This window comes from Nostoc sp. ChiQUE02, assembly GCF_034531305.2.
In the GTDB taxonomy this organism is placed as follows: Bacteria; Cyanobacteriota; Cyanobacteriia; order Cyanobacteriales; family Nostocaceae; genus Nostoc.
In genome coordinates, this window is the sequence record NZ_JAVRBN020000008.1 from 89,069 (window position 1) to 108,445 (window position 19,377).

The 19,377-nt window shown below is 41.7% G+C and carries 16 protein-coding genes; 8 read left to right on the plus strand and 8 right to left on the minus strand.

Features of this window, described 5'->3' with window-relative positions; translation table 11 throughout:
- Window positions 1–160: 160 nt before the first annotated feature.
- Entirely contained in the window at window positions 161–2,614 is a 2,454-nt protein-coding gene (locus RM347_RS10910; protein WP_322721841.1) for an ATP-dependent Clp protease ATP-binding subunit, read from the minus strand.
- A 338-nt stretch (window positions 2,615–2,952) separates the two neighbouring features.
- Between RM347_RS10910 and RM347_RS10915 the strand changes: the two genes are divergently transcribed.
- Together RM347_RS10915 and RM347_RS10920 are read left to right on the plus strand one after the other, a co-directional pair.
- On the plus strand, window positions 2,953–3,249 hold the full coding sequence (locus tag RM347_RS10915; protein ID WP_322721842.1) for a DUF3288 family protein: 297 nt from the start codon (window positions 2,953–2,955) through the stop codon (window positions 3,247–3,249).
- Between the two features lie 48 nt (window positions 3,250–3,297).
- Window positions 3,298–3,471, plus strand: coding sequence for a hypothetical protein (locus RM347_RS10920; protein WP_322721843.1), 174 nt, complete (start codon window positions 3,298–3,300; stop codon window positions 3,469–3,471).
- 4 nt (window positions 3,472–3,475) lie between these two features.
- Here RM347_RS10920 and RM347_RS10925 read toward each other — a convergent pair whose 3' ends face one another.
- Both RM347_RS10925 and RM347_RS10930 read right to left on the minus strand, forming a co-directional pair.
- Window positions 3,476–4,942 carry an MlaD family protein gene (locus tag RM347_RS10925; protein WP_322721844.1) on the minus strand — a complete coding sequence of 489 codons (1,467 nt, stop codon included), beginning with the start codon at window positions 4,940–4,942 and terminating at the stop codon, window positions 3,476–3,478.
- A 102-nt stretch (window positions 4,943–5,044) separates the two neighbouring features.
- A complete protein-coding gene (locus tag RM347_RS10930; protein ID WP_322721845.1) occupies window positions 5,045–5,827 on the minus strand; it encodes an ABC transporter ATP-binding protein in 783 nt (260 codons plus the stop codon).
- Between the two features lie 822 nt (window positions 5,828–6,649).
- Here RM347_RS10930 and RM347_RS10935 point away from each other — a divergent pair.
- Window positions 6,650–7,696 (plus strand): low specificity L-threonine aldolase, encoded by a 1,047-nt coding sequence (locus RM347_RS10935; protein ID WP_322721846.1) that lies wholly within the window; start codon window positions 6,650–6,652, stop codon window positions 7,694–7,696.
- A gap of 164 nt (window positions 7,697–7,860) precedes the next feature.
- Here the strand turns inward: RM347_RS10935 and RM347_RS10940 are convergent, their stop codons facing one another.
- From RM347_RS10940 to RM347_RS10950, 3 genes are all read right to left on the minus strand, one after another.
- Complete coding sequence (locus RM347_RS10940) at window positions 7,861–8,301, minus strand: thermonuclease family protein (RefSeq protein WP_322721847.1); 441 nt, start codon at window positions 8,299–8,301, stop codon at window positions 7,861–7,863.
- Window positions 8,302–8,527: 226 nt separating this feature from the next.
- Window positions 8,528–9,091: an HD domain-containing protein gene (locus RM347_RS10945; protein WP_322721848.1), complete on the minus strand. Its 564-nt coding sequence runs from the start codon at window positions 9,089–9,091 to the stop codon at window positions 8,528–8,530.
- A 59-nt stretch (window positions 9,092–9,150) separates the two neighbouring features.
- On the minus strand, window positions 9,151–10,416 hold the full coding sequence (locus RM347_RS10950; protein ID WP_322721849.1) for an ATP-binding protein: 1,266 nt from the start codon (window positions 10,414–10,416) through the stop codon (window positions 9,151–9,153).
- 469 nt (window positions 10,417–10,885) lie between these two features.
- On the opposite strand from RM347_RS10950, the gene RM347_RS10955 reads away from it, so the two are divergent.
- The 3 genes from RM347_RS10955 to RM347_RS10965 all read left to right on the plus strand — a co-directional run bounded on the left by RM347_RS10955 (window position 10,886) and on the right by RM347_RS10965 (window position 14,741).
- Entirely contained in the window at window positions 10,886–11,425 is a 540-nt protein-coding gene (locus RM347_RS10955; RefSeq protein ID WP_416211947.1) for a DM13 domain-containing protein, read from the plus strand.
- A gap of 149 nt (window positions 11,426–11,574) precedes the next feature.
- Complete coding sequence (locus tag RM347_RS10960) at window positions 11,575–12,072, plus strand: quercetin 2,3-dioxygenase (RefSeq protein WP_322721851.1); 498 nt, start codon at window positions 11,575–11,577, stop codon at window positions 12,070–12,072.
- 239 nt (window positions 12,073–12,311) lie between these two features.
- On the plus strand, window positions 12,312–14,741 hold the full coding sequence (locus RM347_RS10965; RefSeq protein WP_322721852.1) for a single-stranded-DNA-specific exonuclease RecJ: 2,430 nt from the start codon (window positions 12,312–12,314) through the stop codon (window positions 14,739–14,741).
- Window positions 14,742–14,971: 230 nt separating this feature from the next.
- Here RM347_RS10965 and RM347_RS10970 read toward each other — a convergent pair whose 3' ends face one another.
- The gene (locus tag RM347_RS10970; RefSeq protein ID WP_322721853.1) at window positions 14,972–17,041 is read right to left on the minus strand and encodes a vWA domain-containing protein; all 2,070 of its coding nucleotides are present in this window, start codon (window positions 17,039–17,041) and stop codon (window positions 14,972–14,974) included.
- Between the two features lie 367 nt (window positions 17,042–17,408).
- On the opposite strand from RM347_RS10970, the gene RM347_RS10975 reads away from it, so the two are divergent.
- Both RM347_RS10975 and RM347_RS10980 read left to right on the plus strand, forming a co-directional pair.
- Window positions 17,409–18,239, plus strand: a complete 831-nt coding sequence (locus tag RM347_RS10975) for an alpha/beta hydrolase (protein WP_322721854.1) — start codon at window positions 17,409–17,411, stop codon at window positions 18,237–18,239.
- A 155-nt stretch (window positions 18,240–18,394) separates the two neighbouring features.
- Window positions 18,395–18,661 (plus strand): Precorrin-3B methylase, encoded by a 267-nt coding sequence (locus tag RM347_RS10980; protein ID WP_322721855.1) that lies wholly within the window; start codon window positions 18,395–18,397, stop codon window positions 18,659–18,661.
- 107 nt (window positions 18,662–18,768) lie between these two features.
- Here RM347_RS10980 and RM347_RS10985 read toward each other — a convergent pair whose 3' ends face one another.
- Window positions 18,769–19,278 carry a DUF3592 domain-containing protein gene (locus RM347_RS10985; RefSeq protein WP_322721856.1) on the minus strand — a complete coding sequence of 170 codons (510 nt, stop codon included), beginning with the start codon at window positions 19,276–19,278 and terminating at the stop codon, window positions 18,769–18,771.
- Window positions 19,279–19,377: the final 99 nt, after the last annotated feature.

Consider the following 19,377-nt stretch of genomic DNA (forward strand, 5'->3'; position numbering starts at 1 on the left):
AATATTGCATAAAAAAAAGCCCCCAGTATTTATACTAGGGGTGAAAGATATAATACCATTTCACTTGATGTTTGTCGGAGATGCCCCTGGTTGTGCCTCTACTTAGATAAGAGGCTAGGTGTTTCTCAAATAGTACAGCAAAAAGCGATCGGGTATAAAATTAGCCAACATTTGCCAAGAGCAATTCTCGTTTTTCTGATTTTTGTACTCTCACCTGAGAGTCATCATCAACATCGATCAGCGCTGTGTCTCCATCTGTAATTTGACCAGACAGCATTGCTTCGGCGAGAGAATCTTCTAAAAGGCGCATAATTGCCCGACGTAATGGTCTAGCGCCGTAGCTGGGGTTATAGCCTTCTTGTACCACAAGTTCTTTGAAGCGATCGCTAACTTCTAAGATAATTCCCTTTTCCGTCAAGCGATTAGCAACATCGCGGAGCATAATTTCAGCGATTTGCTTAACTTCATCCTTGGAAAGCTGGGTGAAGACGATGATCTCATCGAGACGGTTGAGGAACTCAGGACGGAAGTAAGCTTTCAATTCTTCATTTACCAAGGTGCGGATGCGGTTATAACTAGCGTCGGCTTGAGTGTCGAAGTCAAAGCCTAAACCACTACCACCTTTTTCAATCACCTTGGAACCGATGTTGGAAGTCAAAATGATCAGCGTGTTCTTGAAGTCAACTTTCCGACCTTTGGCATCGGTAAGGTGACCGTCATCCAAGAGTTGTAGCAGCATATTGAATACATCGGGGTGTGCTTTTTCGATTTCGTCGAATAGCAGCACTGTGTAAGGTTTCCGCCGTACGGCTTCTGTAAGCTGTCCGCCTTCGTCGTATCCTACATAACCAGGAGGCGAACCAATTAGCTTGGCGACGGTGTGGCTTTCCATGTATTCGGACATATCTAGGCGAATCATCGAGTCTTCCGAACCGAAGAAGTAGGCAGCTAATGCCTTCGCCAATTCTGTTTTACCGACTCCAGTTGGACCAGAGAAGATAAAGCTCGCAATGGGACGATTGGGATTTTTCAGTCCGACGCGAGCGCGACGGATGCCGCGAGATACAGCCGAGACTGCTTGCTCTTGACCGATGAGCCGTTGGTGCAGAGTGTCTTCTAGGTGCAGGAGCAACTCTGACTCAGATTCAGTGAGCTTGTTGACTGGTACGCCAGTCCAAGAGGCAACGATTTGGGCGATGTCTTCTTCGTCAACTACAGTCGAGTTGACAGGTTGATCGTTTTGTGTAAACGTTGCTTGCAGTTGTTCTGCGAGTTTTAACTCTTGGTCGCGCAGTTGTGTAGCTTTGTCAAAATCTTGGACTCTGACTGCTGCTTCTTTTTCTTTGGTAACGCCAGCGAGTTCACGCTTCAGTTCTTTATTGGGAGAACTTTGAGAGTTCCGCAGACGAACGCGAGAACCAGCTTCATCAATCAAGTCTATTGCCTTATCTGGCAAGAAGCGATCGCTAATATAGCGGTCTGATAATTGTGCTGCTGCTACAAGTGCCGAATCCAAAATTGTGACTTTGTGGTGCTGTTCGTAAGCGCCGCGCAAGCCGTAAAGAATTTGTACGGTTTCTTCTACCGAGGGTTCACCAACCTGAATCGGTTGGAAACGACGCTCTAGGGCGGCATCACGCTCAATATGCTTCCGATACTCATCGAGGGTAGTTGCGCCGATGCACTGGAGTTCACCTCGTGCTAAGGCAGGTTTAAGGATGTTGGCTGCATCCAAGCCACCTTCTGTACCACCAGCACCAACCAAGGTGTGAATCTCATCAATCACCAAGATGATATTGCCCACAGTGCGGACTTCTTCCACAACTTTTTTGATGCGTTCTTCAAAATCGCCACGGAAGCGAGTTCCAGCTACCAATGACCCCATATCGAGGCTGATAACTTGCTTGTCTTGCAAACTTTCAGGAACATCCTGGTTGATAATTCGTTGAGCTAGACCTTCTGCGATCGCAGTTTTACCAACTCCTGGTTCTCCAATCAACACTGGGTTATTCTTAGTGCGGCGACCGAGAATTTGGATCGCCCGTTCAATTTCTTTCTGGCGACCGACTACGGGGTCAAGTCTGCCTTCTTGGGCTAATTTGGTTAAATTCCTGCCAAACTCTTCCATAGTTAGCGGTTGGGTACGCTTTTGATTACCACTCCCAGCGAAAGCTGGTGCATTTTCACCCAAACGGCGAACTATGGCACTGCGGACACTCTTGAAGTCTACACCTAGATTTTGCAATACTTTGGCGGCGACACCTTCACCAGCCTCAGTTAATCCTAAGAGTAAGTGTTCAGTGTTAATGTAATTCTGTCCTAGACTATGAGCTTCTTTAAACGATTGCTCGAAGAGGCTTTTAACCTTAGGAGTAAAAGGAATTTCTGGTGGTACAAAGCCAGAACCCCTACCAATAATTTTTTCTACCTCGCGACGTGCATCTTTGAGGGTAACGCCTAATTCGGCCAGCACTTTAGCAGCAACCCCAGTTCCTTCTCCCATCAAACCCAGGAGAATTTGTTCAGTTCCTACAAAATTGTGTCCCAGGCGACGTGCTTCCTCCTGAGCTAACATAATTACTCTAATGGCTTCGGAAGTGAAGTGTTCAAACATAATGGGTTCTTGCTCCCTCGCTGCTTGGACTTTGGGTGAGATAAATTCACCCTCATCTAAAGTTTTTTGTATTTTCTTAAGGACTAATGTAACTTTATTTAAAGTTAACTAGCAGTGGTGAGAGCCGTAAGACCTCAGGTGTAGTTGCCGTCTAATAGGAGTGCTGAGTGCTAAATTAGAGTACGGTGAAAGTAAAAAGCTACAAAATTGACAGTTAGCTGTTCAGTATTTGACAATTTTGTTGTGCCTGTCCTGCGCTTCTCTTTCAGCTAAACTTAAAACTCAGGACGGGCTGAATCCCCGCTACCGCTAACAGCACTCGACACTCAGGACAGACGATGACTGAAGCAACGGCTGGTAAAGACCAACAACATCCTCTTTATAACCGCGATCGCCCCCTTATTGATATTTTACTCGCTCAAGAGGCGACAGACTATAACTTAGCAGAATTGGCTAGACTGCGAATGCGTTATCAAGGGTTTCCAGGGGCCAGAGACATTCAAAAAGACCTGGATAAAGTTTTGCAACAGTGGGGTTTGACCGAAGCCGAGCTTTTTGAGAAAACTCGTCAAATTCATGATTTGGGGGGAATTTACAAAAGTCGGGGTAAGAAAGAGGAACAGGATTGGAATTAAGGGATTGGGCATTGGGGCATTAGTTATTTCCTCCCACTCAGCACTGGAATGGCTTCTGCTAATTCTGTGCCTTTGCCTAACTTCAAATCTCCACTTTTTTTAAGTGTCAACAACTATCAATTAATTTTGCAGCCTGAAACCCTTGCTGTGCAAACAATCGACACCAGTCAACGAAATTATGCGGTTTTCAAGGTTCTGGCGAATGGTGTCGATGAACATTAACATCTTACTTAAAATTGTCAGCTTGTACTGCCTCTTTCCCCGTCTCCAGTTCCTCCCGTTGCTTGCCATACTCCCGCAGCTGCTTCAAGAGGCCTTCTTGAGATGAGTTAGGGATAGACGGACTGGGGGTTGGTTGCAGGATGGTGTCGGTACTTCCCAAATTAGCAGGTGAGGGATTAATTACGTAGACGGGTAGGGACTTGTCATGAAACATCGCCTGTTGGGTTGGTGCTGGGGGAGGAATTAGATTATTTGGTTTGCTTACAGCAGCTTTTACCGAATCTAAAGTATTAGCAACTTGTACTTGTTGCTGCATCTGTTGTGTAGAAGATACTAAACCACTTAAACCATTCACCAATTGCCGCAGATTTTGGCGGAAATTAGGATCGCCTGTCAATTCATCCAAATCGGATGTAATTTTTTGGGTATTTTCAAACGTTACTCGTGCTGAATCTAAAGTTTGTTGCAGCAACACCGCATTCTTTGGATCGTTTAAGGTTTTAGAAGCATCGCGTAAATTAGCTGAGGCTTGTGCTGCATTTGCTGAAAGAGCTTCTAAATTGTTGAGTAATTCTCCTTGAGTCAATCGATTGACAGATGGTGATAGGCTACTGACTGTAACACGCAGTTGGTTGCTGGTTTCGGTGATATTGTTCAAAGCACCAACCAGTGACGAACGATTTGTTGTCAACAGATTATCGAGGTTGTTCAACAAACGATTTGCTTGAGTTGCAGTTGCACCGAATTTATTTACAGTTTGAGTCGTAGATGCATTAAGTTGGTTTGTCGCCCGTTGCACTGAATTAGCCGTGGCTGAAAAGGTACTAAGTTGTTGTTGTAAGCTTTTGGTCAAACCTTGTAAATCCTGACTTAGCTCAGTAAAACTGGATGCTGCACCTGTGGTGGTTTCTAGAACCCGATTGACATTTCTATAAAATTTTGGGTCATTGTATACAGCAGCTAGCTCAGTTGAACTGCGAATTAGTGCATCAACACTGATGCCAACCTGACCTTTTAACCGAGAACCATTACAGACTATGAGACTGGGATCGCAACTTTTATCTAGGGGTTTAGCAAGCACAACCCCAGCAGGTAAGGTTGTTTTTGGTGTGATGTCGATAATACTTTCGCTAATTAATCCGCTTTGATTAGCTTCCACCACTAAATTACGGGGGATAATCAGGTCAGTTTGGGCAATTTCAATCTCTACATCAATAGCATTTGGCCCTGGTCGAACCTGGGAAATAGTTCCTACTTTAACTCCACGATACCGAACTGCTGCTCCCTTTTGCATCCCGCCAGCATTAGCAAATTCCACAATAATTTTGTATGAACGGCCAGCAGCACTGAATCGATTTAACCATAGAAATAGTAATCCAAATACCCCTAGTCCTAGCAGGAGTAACAACCCCACAGAGCCTTCTCTAAATGTTCGCCCAGACGCGAAGCGGCTTGTCATAAGACCTCGCATTTTTTTGCCTCCAACAACAACCAATTAGGAGTTAGGAGTGAGGAGTTATAAGTTGAATTTAACTCATAACTCCTCAGTTTATAACTCTTCGCTTTTAAGTTTCTAGCCGACAACTTGAATCGGTCCTTGCACACTTCCACTAATAAATTGTCTGATTAACGGATGTTCTGTGTTGTATATTTCACTAACTGTGCCTTGCCACTGGACTCTACCTTCATAGAGAAATATCAGTCTATCAGCTGTACGGCGGATAGTGCTGTCTTGGTGAGTAACAACGGCATAGGTACTACAAACTCCATGTAAACATTGCAAATGGCGGATTAAATCTTCGATTACTGTTGAGGCAATGGGATCAAGTCCGGCTGTTGGTTCGTCGTATAGTAGAACTTCTGGCCCTTCATTGGGATTATCAGGGTTAGACATAATTGCACGGGCAAAACTTACCCGTTTTCGCATTCCCCCGGAAAGTTCGGCTGGGTAGAGGTGGCTTATTGCTGGCAAACCTACCATCTCCAATTTTTCTTTTACCAAATCTCGGATGCGCGATCGCGGCAGCTTTGAATTTTGATAAAGTAAAAATCCTACATTTTCCTCCACTGTCAGCGAATCAAATAGCGCCGCCTGCTGAAACACCATACCAATGCCAACCTGCTGGCCACCATCCTCAATCAAACCGTCTCGCCGCAATCCTTGCACATAAATTTCTCCTTCATCGGGAGTAAGTAACCCCGCCATTATCCGTAAAATTGTTGATTTACCAGTCCCTGATGGACCAATAATCCCCAGTGCTTCTCCCCGGTAAATGGTCAAGTCTACATTATCTAGAACTTTATGGCTACCAAAGGACTTAGAAACACCTTTCAGTTCAATCAATGGTTCAGTCATTAGTTATTAGTCATTGGTCATTGGTGAGCCAGTGCCTTGGACGGGTTCCCCAACTTGTACTCTTTCCTCACGGGACGCGCTGCTTTGCCAATGAAAAAGTAACTGGTGTTAGCGACGTATGTGCCCCTACAGAGAAGTAAGCTACACGTAGGTAGCATATGCACCAGAAGAAGCGTCACCTGGAGAGTCATTAGTCAGTCAGTAGAAAATAAACAAATGACTACTGACAAACGACAAATATGCCCAATAGTGATGTCATAGTTATTGGTAGAGCATTGCATAGTACATTATAAGTACATGATTAGCATTCTGATTAGCAAACTTTATTTTTTTAGCATAATATTTAGTTATTTGCGATGTTTCACGTCCCAAAATACCCTCAACGCAAGGCTAACGAAGACACCGTAGTAATTTTACCGTCTCAGTGATGGTAAACAAATACTCCAGTTTTATGTGGACATCAGCAAAGTCATTACAATAGTATAAATATACTAATTATTTTGATAACTACTTCAGAGAAAAGCTACGACAATAAAGCTAATTAATAGGTTGATGCAATATATAGCAATTATATTTTATTAGTAAAAATGAAAATTTTCAGATTCCTCATTTCTGAGATAACTTGGAAAGCTTGTGTTTCGCGAATGATTAAGTATAGCTATAAAAACATTTAGTTTCCTACCATTGAAAGTTATTGTAATTAACAGAGGTATTGGATAATTTTAGAAGTTAATAGCATCCCTTGTCAATCTGGGAGTTGGCAATTGCCAAAAATCTTTACTATTATTGTAATAATTACTGTTAAAAATCAAAGTAGAAATTATGAGTAGCAACTTAGAACAGTTTGCAAGTGATAATTCATCTGGTATATGTCCTGAAGCATTGGAATATATGATTAGGGCAAATCAAGGGAGTGTTCCAGCCTATGGAAATGATGAATGGACTCAAAAAGCCACAGATTATTTTAGGGAACTCTTTGAAATTGATTGTGAAGTATTTTTTACCTTTAATGGTACAGCCGCAAATTCTTTGTCTTTAGCTGCACTTTGTCAGTCATATCACAGCGTTATTTGTCATGAAACATCTCACATAGAAACAGATGAATGTGGCGCACCTGAATTTGCATCTAATGGCTCTAAACTGTTACTTGCTCAAGGTAAAAATGGCAAATTAACATCAGAGGCTATAGAGACAATTGTAACTAAACGTACTGATATTCATTATCCCAAACCGAAAGTTATTAGTGTTACACAATCAACTGAATTAGGAACTATATATTCTATTGAAGAACTTTTAAGTATTAAAGAAGTTGCGAAAAAGTATAACTTAAAAATTCACATGGATGGCGCTCGTTTTGCAAATGCAGTTGCCGCTATGAATAAAAGCCCTGCTGAAATTACTTGGAAAACTGGAGTAGATGTATTATGCTTTTGTGGTACAAAGAATGGAATGGCATTAGGTGAAGCCATACTTTTCTTCAACAAAGCGCTAGCAGAGGATTTTGATTATCGATGCAAGCAAGCAGGTCAGCTAGCCTCAAAAATGCGGTTTATTTCTGCTCCCTGGTTGGGTTTATTAGAAACTGGTGCTTGGCTAAAAAATGCCAGACATGCCAATCAATGTGCTGAATATTTAGAAAATGAACTATTAAATATAGAAGGCATTGACTTGATGTTTCCTAGAGAAGCCAACGCTGTATTTGTTAAATTACCTGAGCAAGTGATTCACGCCTTAAAAGCAAATAATTGGCAATTTTATACATTTATTGGTGTGGGAGGAGTACGTTTTATGTGTTCTTGGAACACAACAAAATCAAGAATTGATGAATTGATTGGTGATATTAAAAATGCAACTATTTCGAAAAATTAAATATGAAAAATCTAAAAGAATGAAAGTAAGTATAGCAATCGTAAAACTGCCCTAATTTAGGCGATGTCTAGCTTAAAATAACAGAGCAGCGGCTTCTGCTGCTCTAACTTTTTGCTATAACGGACTACACCCACGCAATTAGTCATAACTGACAATGCAAGTGCTTACTTAGCATGGAACTTTAACTGCACTTTTGGTTGCTGCCACAATCCCAAGTGCTTATTTTTAGCATTAGCTTCTGCGATTAAAAATTGGGTTTTGCTCTCGTAGCAATTTTGTAAAGATTGTCGGTCAACTACGGCATTACCTGACTCCACTAAAAGGAGATTTACTGACCGATTATTCACAAACACTTCACCAGCTGTGCGACCACTTTTGATTTGTTCTGTGCTTCTAATCACAACAGGAGTTTGAGGTGGTAGTAGCTGTTTTAACTTTTGTGTTGCTGCTAAACTATATGGCTGGCCAGTCGCATCTGGTGCATTAATACACGCTAGCTTCATTGTAGTTGTTTGTCCTGCATTATCTTTAACCAAAATTGTGTTACCGTCTGCAACACCAACTACTGTAGCTAGCACCAACATTAGTTCAAGTAATTCCATCATTTTGTCTATAATATTTTATGCATAAATATAATGCTATCTCAGTGCTTAGGCTGCTAGTGTGATTTAACTCACAAGTTTTAAGTAAAAGTAATAGATATCACCTGTAGTGCTAAGATAGATATGCAAAGCGAATGCGATCGCATAACCGCCTACCGTAAGCATCGCTACAATTTAAATCTATTGATTACGCTAACAACAAAAGTGTATTTTGCCCTTTAAAGTCTATCTATTTGATAAACACTTTGTAATCTTCAATTAACTTTGCCAAGCGTGAAGCAAGAAATGGACTTGCATCCTGTAAAGCTTCATAAATCTGAATACCTTCTTCTCGATATCGAATAATTTTGTCTTGAGTCCAATAATGTGGTGGTGCTTGTAGATTGCTGATTCTATCTGCTAATTTCACCATCCATATTTCTTGCGGTTGCTTCTTAATCCTTTGTAAACTATCTGCCATTTGAAGATGTTTTGCTAAACTTTCATCTTTGGTTAGTGCAAGTACACCATTAGCTACTGATTCACCAAATTCAGTTTTTATTTCCTTAAATGTTGTATCAGTATCTTCGATTGTGTCATGTAAAATAGCACATTGAATAGCAAGGTTTCCGTCATGTTCTGTTTCTACACTTAGAGCTGCAATTACTTCCATACTTACAAAATTCAAGTGCACGATGTAAGGTATTTCAGAACCTGGAATTTTCTGACCTTGATGTGCGTGTGCTGCTTTATTGAAAGCTTTGATGTAAGTTTCTTGTGACCAGTTTTTTGGGCTGAGTTGATAGTTTTCCATTTTTTTATGAACTGATGCAATTTTGTATACAGTAATCCTAAATTGTTGGTGAATGTTCATTAAGCAACTACTGGTAATTCAACACTTACAGTAGTACCTGTCAAGAAGTCAGAAGAAATTAACAGTTCCCCATTGTGAGCATTAACGATGCGTTTGGTAATAGCAAGTCCTAGCCCAGTGCCACAAGGTTTTGTGGAGAAGAATGGCTGAGAAAGCTTAGTGAGAACTTCTGATGGAATTGGCTCGCCACGATTGTGGACATTAATGCAGACTTTATCTGTGTGCGAACAGTCTACTTTCCACTTCACAACATCTCCTGGTACAACTGCCTCGCAAGCATTGCGGACAATGTTGATAAATACTTGTTTAAGTTTGTCCTTATCCCCTAAAATTTTTACCGTAGACAGCACCGGAATAAATTCAATTTTTCGTTCCAGAGCTTCTGGCATTTCACAAATGCATACCAGCAACTCATGAATGAATTCATTCACATCTAATTCACAAAGCTGCAACACTTGGGGCTTGGCGTAGAGCAAAATTTCACTCAGCAGACGTTCCAGACGGCTAGCTTCGCTTAGGGCCAATGCTAATCGCTCTTGAGCAGATTCAGTCAGAATGGTTTTTCGGAAATACTTTAATCCCATAATCATTGTAGTTAGGGGATTACGAATTTCATGCACAATAATGGCAGCAAATTCACCAATAGCCGCCAATCGTTCCTGTTCTAAAAGTTTGGCTTGGGCTGCTCGTAATTCTGCTGTACGTTTTTCAACCTCAGCTTCCAAAATATGATTAAATCGGCACTGTTGTTGATAAAGATGATAATTGTCAATTGCTGTTGCAGCTCGTTCAGCAAACAATTCCACAACTTGAATGTCTTCTTTTAGAAAATTACGTGGTTGGTGATTAAAAGAACAGATAGTACCAATCACTTCATTTTCAGCAGTCCGCAATGGTATCCCTAAATATGCACAATAACCTTCTGGAGCCTGTCCATACTCTGGGTATTTTTGAGCATCTTCCACTGCTAATGAGTGACCCATTTGGATAACAGTGCCAGTTAGTAAACCATGTAGTGAATAAACATGTTCCCCCTCGCCCATTTCGAGACTACTTGCTAGAACAGTTTCAAACCCCTCTTGGCAAAAGGTAACAACTGTCCAATCAACTCCAATAAGTTCGCTAACTCCGCAGGCAATATTGTGCAAATAGCTACTCAGTCCGCCAGTTCGATAGTTCAAAGAAGACAAACGTGCTATGATTTGCCGCTCACGCTGCCAAGTTTGATTGTGCAATAATATATCATCTTCACTGGTTTTGGTCATGGATGCCTATTACATGGGTTATAAAAATAATTTCAAAAATCAACTGGATAGTTATTTCCCTTACATTGCACTAGTTTGTTAGAAAGATTCTACTAGAGAGTTATGCTATTTGGATACAACAAAATTATGAAATCATACTTAAATTATTTTAAATTTATACAACAATTTTACAGGTAGAAATAAGTGATGTCATTGTAAGTAAAGTTAAATAATCCCAGAGCATTGTGCTTGCTTGACTTTAGTCTGTTATGTTCACGATAATATAGTGATGTTTATTTATACCTAAATACTTACAGGCTGAAAATTTAGATTTTGCTGATAAATCTATAAGAATTTTCTAAATAAAATATCAGCTTTCTATATATTATTCCTTAGATATCCATAATCTTTAGACTAATTATTTAAGCAATAATTACTTCAAACTTAAAGTTAAAAGCCATAAAATTGATTTATATATTGAGGAATTTAAATTAGGAAAATTAGAAATTTATTAATACTAAGTTTGTGCTCTTTTTTCATAATTAGCTGTGTACGAGAAGCATCAAACAATAAATCTAATAAAAGTGCGATCGCTGTGAATACATCTCTTCCTACATCTTCAACTCCAGCGAAGTATTTAGCCTCATCCCTCTCAGCACAATCTCAGGATTCAACTGCTATGAAGTCAGGCAATTTTGTTTCTGGAGAACATACAACTCAAGGAACAGTAAGTATTACAACTAAAGATGGTAAATTATTTTTAGAGCTTGAGCAGTCGTTTAAAACCTCTGAATCAGGACCGGATTTAGTAGTAAGTTTGCATCGTTCAGATAACGTAATTGGTTCAACTAAGCCACCATCTTGTCCTTTAAAAACTGGAGAATATATCATTCTTGCTCACTTAAATAAATATAATGGCGCTCAAATATATTCCATTCCTAACAATATAAATTTAGCAGATTACAAATCTGCTGCTATCTGGTGCCGCCAGTTTAATGCTACTTTTGGCGCAGCTAAGTTGAGTAGTTAAAAATTGATCAAAAAATAAATAACAAGGAGAAAATCTAATTATTAATTATGAATGAGTATTTATTCGGTCACCCAGAAGTAGATAATAGGCAATGGCTATTGAGCGACAAATTACTTAATTTCTAGAACACATCTTAAAAGAAAATCATCATGACAGTGAATCTACAAGGAATATTACAGCAACCAGGACAAGGTTCTTCATACTGGGTACTTGGGGATTTGTATACCTTTAAGGCGGTAGGTGAAGAAACTGGTCAAGCTTATGCTCTGATTGAGATTACCGTTCAACCACAAAACGGCACACCTCCCCACATTCATAGTCACGAAGATGAAGCTTTCTATATTCAAGAGGGAGAATTAGAATTTCAGCTTGATGAGCAGATTATCTTAGCAATTCCTGGAACTTTTCTTCACTCTCCTAAAGGTCAACTTCATAGGTTTTCAAATATCGGTACAAAGCCAGCAAAATTACTTTGCTGGTTCACACCAGCAGGGTTAGAGAAGTTTTTTATGGAAGTAGGTGTGCCAGTCTCAGAGAGGACGCAATTACCTAGCGTTAGTCCCGCAGACATCGAGAAAGCTTTGGCTGCTGCTTCAAAATATGGTCTTGAAATTATTCCACCGTCTGCTGAATCTTCGCAAGTATAGCAATTCGATTTGATTTTTGAATCTACTCGTAGGATTAGGGAGTAGGGAAGAAGGAGGGTTGAAGTTTACTGAGTTTTTTCAATAAAATAGGAGTCATATAGTACGATGATATTTAAGTCGTAGGATTTGAGTTGCTTGACTTTGTCGAGATATTTCTACTTCTGTATTAGTAATCTTCAAGGCCTTAACACATCCTTAGATTTTAAAAGTTTTAACTCCTACCTCCTAACTTTGTTTGTATGCCAGAGCAACAGCAGTGGACTATAACAGCAACTGAACAACCACCAGAGTGGTTTATGCAAGTAGTGAAACAGTATACACCCGCATCAAGTGGACGGTATGCAGCGCAATTGTTATGGCAACGGGGAATTAAGGAGGATCAACAATTAACAGCTTTTATCAACCACAAAGCTTATCAACCAGCAAGTCCCTTTGAGTTTGGGCAAGAAATGCATCTGGCGATCGCACGGTTGCAACAAGCACGCAATAATAGAGAAAAAATTGCCATCTGGGGAGACTTCGATGCCGATGGCATTACCGCCACATCTGTACTTTGGGATGGATTAGGGCAGTTTTTTGCTCAAAATACCCAGTTAATTTTCTATATTCCCAATCGCCTGAAAGAATCCCACGGACTTAATAATCAAGGGATTGATAACTTAGCAAAACAAGATTGCAAATTAATAGTTACTTGTGACACAGGTAGCACCAACGTTGAGGAAATTATCTATGCCAAACAGCTAGGCATAGATGTAATAGTTACAGACCATCACACATTACCCGCCGAACGCCCACCCGTCGCAGCGATTATCAATCCCCGCTATTTGCCAAGGGAACATCAGCTCTTCAATCTTTCTGGAGTGGCGGTAGCTTATAAGTTGGTGGAAGCACTATATCAAACCCTGCCTAATGTTGCAAAACATCCGTTAGAGGATTTATTAGATTTAGTAGCAGTCGGATTAATTGCCGACTTAGTGCAGTTAAGTGGAGATTGCCGCTACTTGGCACAGATGGGAATTCAACGACTCCAAGAAGATTTTAAACAGCCAGCAGCAGCGCGGCGGCGTCCAGGGGTAGGGCGATTATTAGAATTGTGTCAGAAAAGTGGCGATCGCCCCACAGATATTTCCTTTGGTTTGGGGCCAAGAATTAACGCCGTCAGCCGCATCCAAGGTGATGCCAGTTTCTGTGTTGAATTATTAACCAGTCGCGATGTCAAACGTTGTAACGAGCTAGCCGAAGTTACAGAACTCGCAAATGCCCGCCGCAAATCTTTACAAAAAGATGTGCAAGCACAAGTAGCACAAAAACTTACTCAATTAGACTTATCAACCACTAGCGTCATTGTCCTAGAAGATGCCCAATGGCCTGCGGGTGTATTGGGCTTAGTCGCCGGACAGGTAGCACAAGAAACAGGTCGCCCGACGATTTTGTTAAGTACGGAAGGAGCAGGGGAGCAGGGGAGCAGGGGAGAAGGGGAGCAAGAGAGCAATTCTTCTCCTCTGCCCCTTTGCCCCTCTGCCCCTCTGCTTGCAAGGGGTTCTGCCCGTTCGGTGAATTCTGTCGATTTATACCAACTGGTGAAAGACCAAGCACATTTGTTACATCGCTTTGGGGGACATCCCTTTGCAGCGGGTTTGAGTTTGCTGGTGGAGAACATTCCTTTATTTACAGCGGCGATTAATCAGCAGTTGCGGCGATCTTTAGGTAGTACAACCCTAACGCCAACTGTGCAAGCAGACTTGACGGTAACAGTTGCAGACTTGGGGAAAGAGTTATTTTTGGAACTGAAACTATTAGAACCTTGTGGAATGGGTAATCCTGTTCCGAAATTGCTAATTCAAAACTGCTGGTTTGAAAATGCTTGGCATCGCAATCAGCAGGATTGGCAAGGGAAAAAGGTACAGTACATAAAAACTGAGTTTGACATTCGGGATGATTCCAGCAGAAGTGCTTTTCCTGGTATATGGTGGGGACACTACAAAGATGAATTGCCCATAGGAAGGTGTGATTGCATAGCAGAACTAGATTACAACACCTTCAAAAAACGTTATGAAATCAGATTGATTGCCGTGCGTTCTTCTGTGAACTCAGCACTCAACACTCGGAACTCACCCCTTATCTTAGACTTACGGAATCAGGAACACTCAGCACTGACTCAACGCCCCACTACCGCTAACAGCACTCAGAACTCAGCACTGATTATTGAAGACTGTCCCACAAATTGGGATGATTTACGCACGTGGTTGCGGCGATGTCTAACAGCAAGCCGTGCATCTACGCTTGACAATCAGCAACAACTAGCGATCGCCTGGTCTAAACCCAATCACCAACCACCCAATCAAATTTGGCTGACTCTTGTAGGAATTGCCAAATATCTCAGTCGCACAAATCAACTAGTTACCCGCGTACAACTTTTAGAGAAAATCGGCATCAGCGACCAAACCTTACTTGTCGGAATCAAAGCTTTAAAATATTTAGGGTTCACAGTCAAACGACAAGACCGTTATTTGCAAATCACCTGGCATCCAAGCGATGGTGCAGAAAACTTTGCTGACGCAGCAGTTGCACGATTTTTAGCTGCTGTCCGAGAAGAACAATTTCAGCAACAGTATTTTGCCGAAGTGCCTTTATCTACTATTGTTGCGATCGCAAGCTATGACAATTAAGTAGGTCGGCATAAATAATTAAGGTATTGCAGAATAGTGGGATGAATTGAGGCAAGCACGGGAGGCAGGGAGCAGGGGAGAAGAGTTTTCCCCTCTGCTAAGAGCACCCCGCCCCAATGCCTCTTTTCAATACCCAATAGAGAGCGATCTGTTTGATTGCAGACATCAAAGGCGATCGCTCTTTTGATGTGGATTTTAAAACGCCTTCTCGTACCGCATTGCAATCGAAATCATTTCCTCGTAATCAACCCCCTAGATTGCTCTACCAGGCGAATAAACTCACCCCGATAGCCCTCCTGGTCTTCCCCCTTCCCTTGGGTTGCCAATTTCATCACCAAATCATAATTAGCATTCCCCTTATACTCAGAGTCACGGAGCACCATTCCAAAGGTAGCTACCGCAGCAGCAAATCTCAGGTTTGTGGAGGGTATCTGGTCAGTTCTCAAATCATCATCTTGAATGGTTTGGGTAATTAGTTGACTGGTGCTGTCTTGGGGCAGTTTATAGCGTAGTTTCACCTGCATCAACTCATTACCGGCAGCATCCAGAGCAGTTTCACCAGAACGCTGATATCGCAAGGGGTCTACCTCCGGCAGTTTCACATCGCTCTTCGTACCTGTGGGAATTATTTCATAAAGCGCTGTCACAGAATGACCAGCCCCAATATCCCCTGCATCTTTCTTATCGTCATTGAAATCCTGGTTTTGCAGCAAGCGGTTTTCGTAGCCAATCAAGCGATATGCCTGAACTTTCGCCGGATTAAATTCCACCTGAATTTTCACATCCTTGGCAATAGTAAACAGAGTTCCCCTCAGATCGTTAACTAAAACTTTTTTGGCTTCCAATAGGGTATCGATATAAGCGTAGTTGCCGTTACCCTTATCAGCCAGTTGCTCCATCTTTCCGTCTTTATAGTTGCCAGTGCCAAATCCCAACACCGTCAGGAAAATTCCCTGATCTCGTTTCTGTTCAATTAATCGCGTCAGGTCGGCATCGCTGGAAACCCCGACATTAAAGTCTCCATCGGTAGCTAAAATTACTCTATTATTACCAGACTTCAGGAAGCTTTGTTTGGCTATCTTGTAGGCGAGTTCAATGCCCTGACCACCAGCAGTAGAGCCTCCAGCCTCCAAGCGGTCAATCGCCGCCAGAATTTTTGATTTCTGACTACCAGGAGTAGTAGGTAACACCAATCCAGCATTCCCAGCATAGACTACCAAACTTACCCGGTCTTCAGGACGCAGTTTATTCACCAGCAATTTTAGGGACTGTTGCACCAAGGGTAATTTGTTGGGGTCATCCATAGAACCGGAGACATCAATCAAAAATACTAGGTTGCTGGGTGGCAAGGTTTCGCTCTCTAGGCGTTTACCTTGCAAACCCACTTGTACCAGCTTGTGTTGAGAATTCCAGGGAGCAGCAGCAACTTCAGTGGTGACGGAAAAAGGGCGGTCGCCTTTTGGCTGGGGATAATTGTAAGTAAAATAGTTAATCAATTCTTCAATTCGCACTGCATCCTTGGGTGGTAATTCCCCTTGAGTAATAAACCGTCGCACGTTGCTGTAGGATGCCGTATCTACATCAATGGAAAAAGTGGAAAGGGGGTCATTACCGACGCGATGAAAGGGATTATCCTCAATCCGGTTGTAGTTTTCTGTATTGAATCTGCTACCTGTTTGTGGTTCCGGGGCAACCCTTCCAACACTGCTACGAGCTTGGAGTTTAGGACTATTTGCACGGTTAACAACTTGATCCTGGACAGATGAGCCAGACGGAATACTAAGCGGTGGAGCCGTAGGTAAGGGTTGAGTCTTTCGAGTAGACTCGGCTTGAGTACGTTCTCTGGGAGTCTGAGTCGGAGCGATGGGATTACGAGCTTCCAATTCATCTATCTGATTTTTTAGGGTTGCTAACTCTGGTGCGAATTCGGACTGCAAGCGTTGCAGAGTTGTCATATCCGCTTGGGTAACTATCTTGGGGTCAGTCGCTATTAGCTCATTGCTCCGATTCAGACAGGCATTCAAGACTGTGGCAAACTCAGTTCGGGTTACAGGAAGAGTGCCAAAGTTTTGGACGGAGACGACACAACTATACTTTTGTACCAATGCCTGGAGTGCTTGGTAGTCAGGGTGATTGGGTAGAATGGAGGTTGTTGGAATAGAATTGGGAGGAGTCTGATTGGCTGGAACCGCAACCGTAGCAGACTGACGTAAAATCGCAATTCCTACTGACGGTATTAATAATAACAGTGTTACAATACTGACTCGCTGCCACATTTTGGACGGAATCGGGTAAGACATAGCTAAATCCTCACACTAAATATGTGTATTGGTTCAAAACCTCGTGGGATGTGTGGAAGCCCTGTCTTTTTAGACGGAGTTGCTGACATTTGAAGTTTCTACTTACTTAGAATAGTCTTGAGCAGCCTGAGATTTTATAACCGTTGCAGTTTTGGTAACTGTAGCGGATATAACACTAACCATCCCCATCTAGCATCAGGCTCAATAATCCGGGTTAAGTAATTACTCAGTTGCTCAACTCCAGAACACTCAACAGGTTTTCTGACATAGTTGGTATCAAGTTTGGTGAAGTTGTATTAGTTGTAGTTAGGAAACAGAAGAAATCGGGAAACCTGAAAATAAAGCTTGACTCGATAAATAAAATCTAATGGATCAACAGCAACTTAGAAAAGTGCTAATTGGTGATTTTACTTGGCAACGAATTGTTAAATCTTTAATCTTTGTCTATATATTTTTTGCTGGATTTGTATATTTTCGGGCAGATAGCATGATTTTTCTGCCTCAATCTTCTAGCTATCAGGATAATCCAAAAATTCTTAAGTTAAGAAGTGGAAAAAATACTAATATCTCAGCTACATACTTATTTAACAATCAAGCTAAATATACGATTCTTTACTCTCATGGTAATTCTGAAGATTTAGGAGATATCAAACAGATTTTAGAAAAACTACACACATGGGGTTTTAGTGTCTTTGCTTATGATTATCGCGGTTATGGTACAAGTGAAGGAAAGCCTACAGAAAACCACGCGTATGAAGATATCAATAGTGCTTACAATTATTTGACCCAAAATTTAAAAATACCACCTGAAAGAATTCTAGTTTTGGGGCGTTCAGTTGGCGGTGGTTCTGCGGTAAATTTAGCAATGCGGAAACCAGTAGCTGGTTTAATTATTGAAAGTTCGTTTATTTCCGCTTTTCAAGTAATTGTCCCTTTTCGGATTTTACCTTTTGATAAATTTCCCAATCTGGAAAATATTAAAAAAGTCAAATGTCCAATATTGGTAATTCATGGGAAAGCAGATAATATCATTCCTTTTTCTCATGGAGAAAAATTGTTTAATGCTGCAATAGCTCCAAAACTTTATTTGTGGGTTGAAGAGGCAAATCATAATGATTTATTCTGGGTAGCTGAAGAAAAGTATCGTCAAACTTTGCAAGAGTTTACTAACCTTGTAAAGGCAAAACAGCAATTATGAAGTTCTATAACAACTTTGAGTATTATTGCCGTTCGAGGCTTTTGAGCAAATCCAATCCGGTACGTCATTAGTGAAGTATTTGATTAGTATTAGTTGCAATTGTCAAGATAAGTCTGACTCGCTAGGATGGCATTATAAATTTATAGCATTTGAGTATGGCAAAGCAGGACGCTCCACTTACGGGAGACGCGCTGATTAAAGAAGTTTGTCGGCAGATTCGAGTAGCCCGCAGCTATTGGGATGCTCATAACAACGCTGCTTGTCGGGGTGAACGCGATCGCGCCTTAGCCCTTTACAATACCTTGACCAAGGAACAAAAAGAGCAGATTCCGCAAGTGTTGCGCGTATGGTTGCGTTACCGCAGCGAGAAGTACTTTGGCCCACACCGAACGCCGCCAAAGTCAATACGAAAATCAAAATAGTCCAATGCTTTTATCTAAGTAAGTCGGCAGTTATTGGGGGCTAGGCGATCGCATTTCCATTTTGGGGAATACTAGCGATCGAGAGATTGTGATCGCCAAATCTATTGTCACTCACCTGAAGACCAGCGTACAGGCAACAGCGCCCCCAGACTAGAAATCACAGCTAACCCACCCATGCCAAACATCCCCCAAGGTACTAAGCCCTCAAGCGGATTCACCACACGTGCAGTGCTTATCGGTTGTTTAGGGTCGTAACGTACCACCACCATCTGGCCGTTGCTGGAGCGGTAGGACTCATAATTGCCTGCAAAGCGAGTGCGTTCACCGTTGGCTAGAAACTCGATAACTGGCGCATAGGTTTCTTTTTGCTGATTGTTCGTATTGCTGCGATCGCGACGACTGATGCTGTCCACCACCGTGCCTCGTGTTTCGTTTAGCGTTGCACCTTCGTGCGCGACTATGTTACGCACCCAAAAACCGCCCACAATGAACAGCAGTCCAATGGACAGCCCAATACTTGCACTTAGTTTTTCGTCAAAAGTGTTTTGGTGAGGTTTGAAATTCATGGGTTTGGCGATCGCACAAGGGACTTCCCTTCTAAATAAAAAAATAACCAATCGCTGAGTGAGCAGGGGAGGCAGGATAGATAGTTGTCTTAAATGCAGGAATTGGGTAATTTATTTTTTGGAATTTCCCAACAGTAGATTTTATCACAG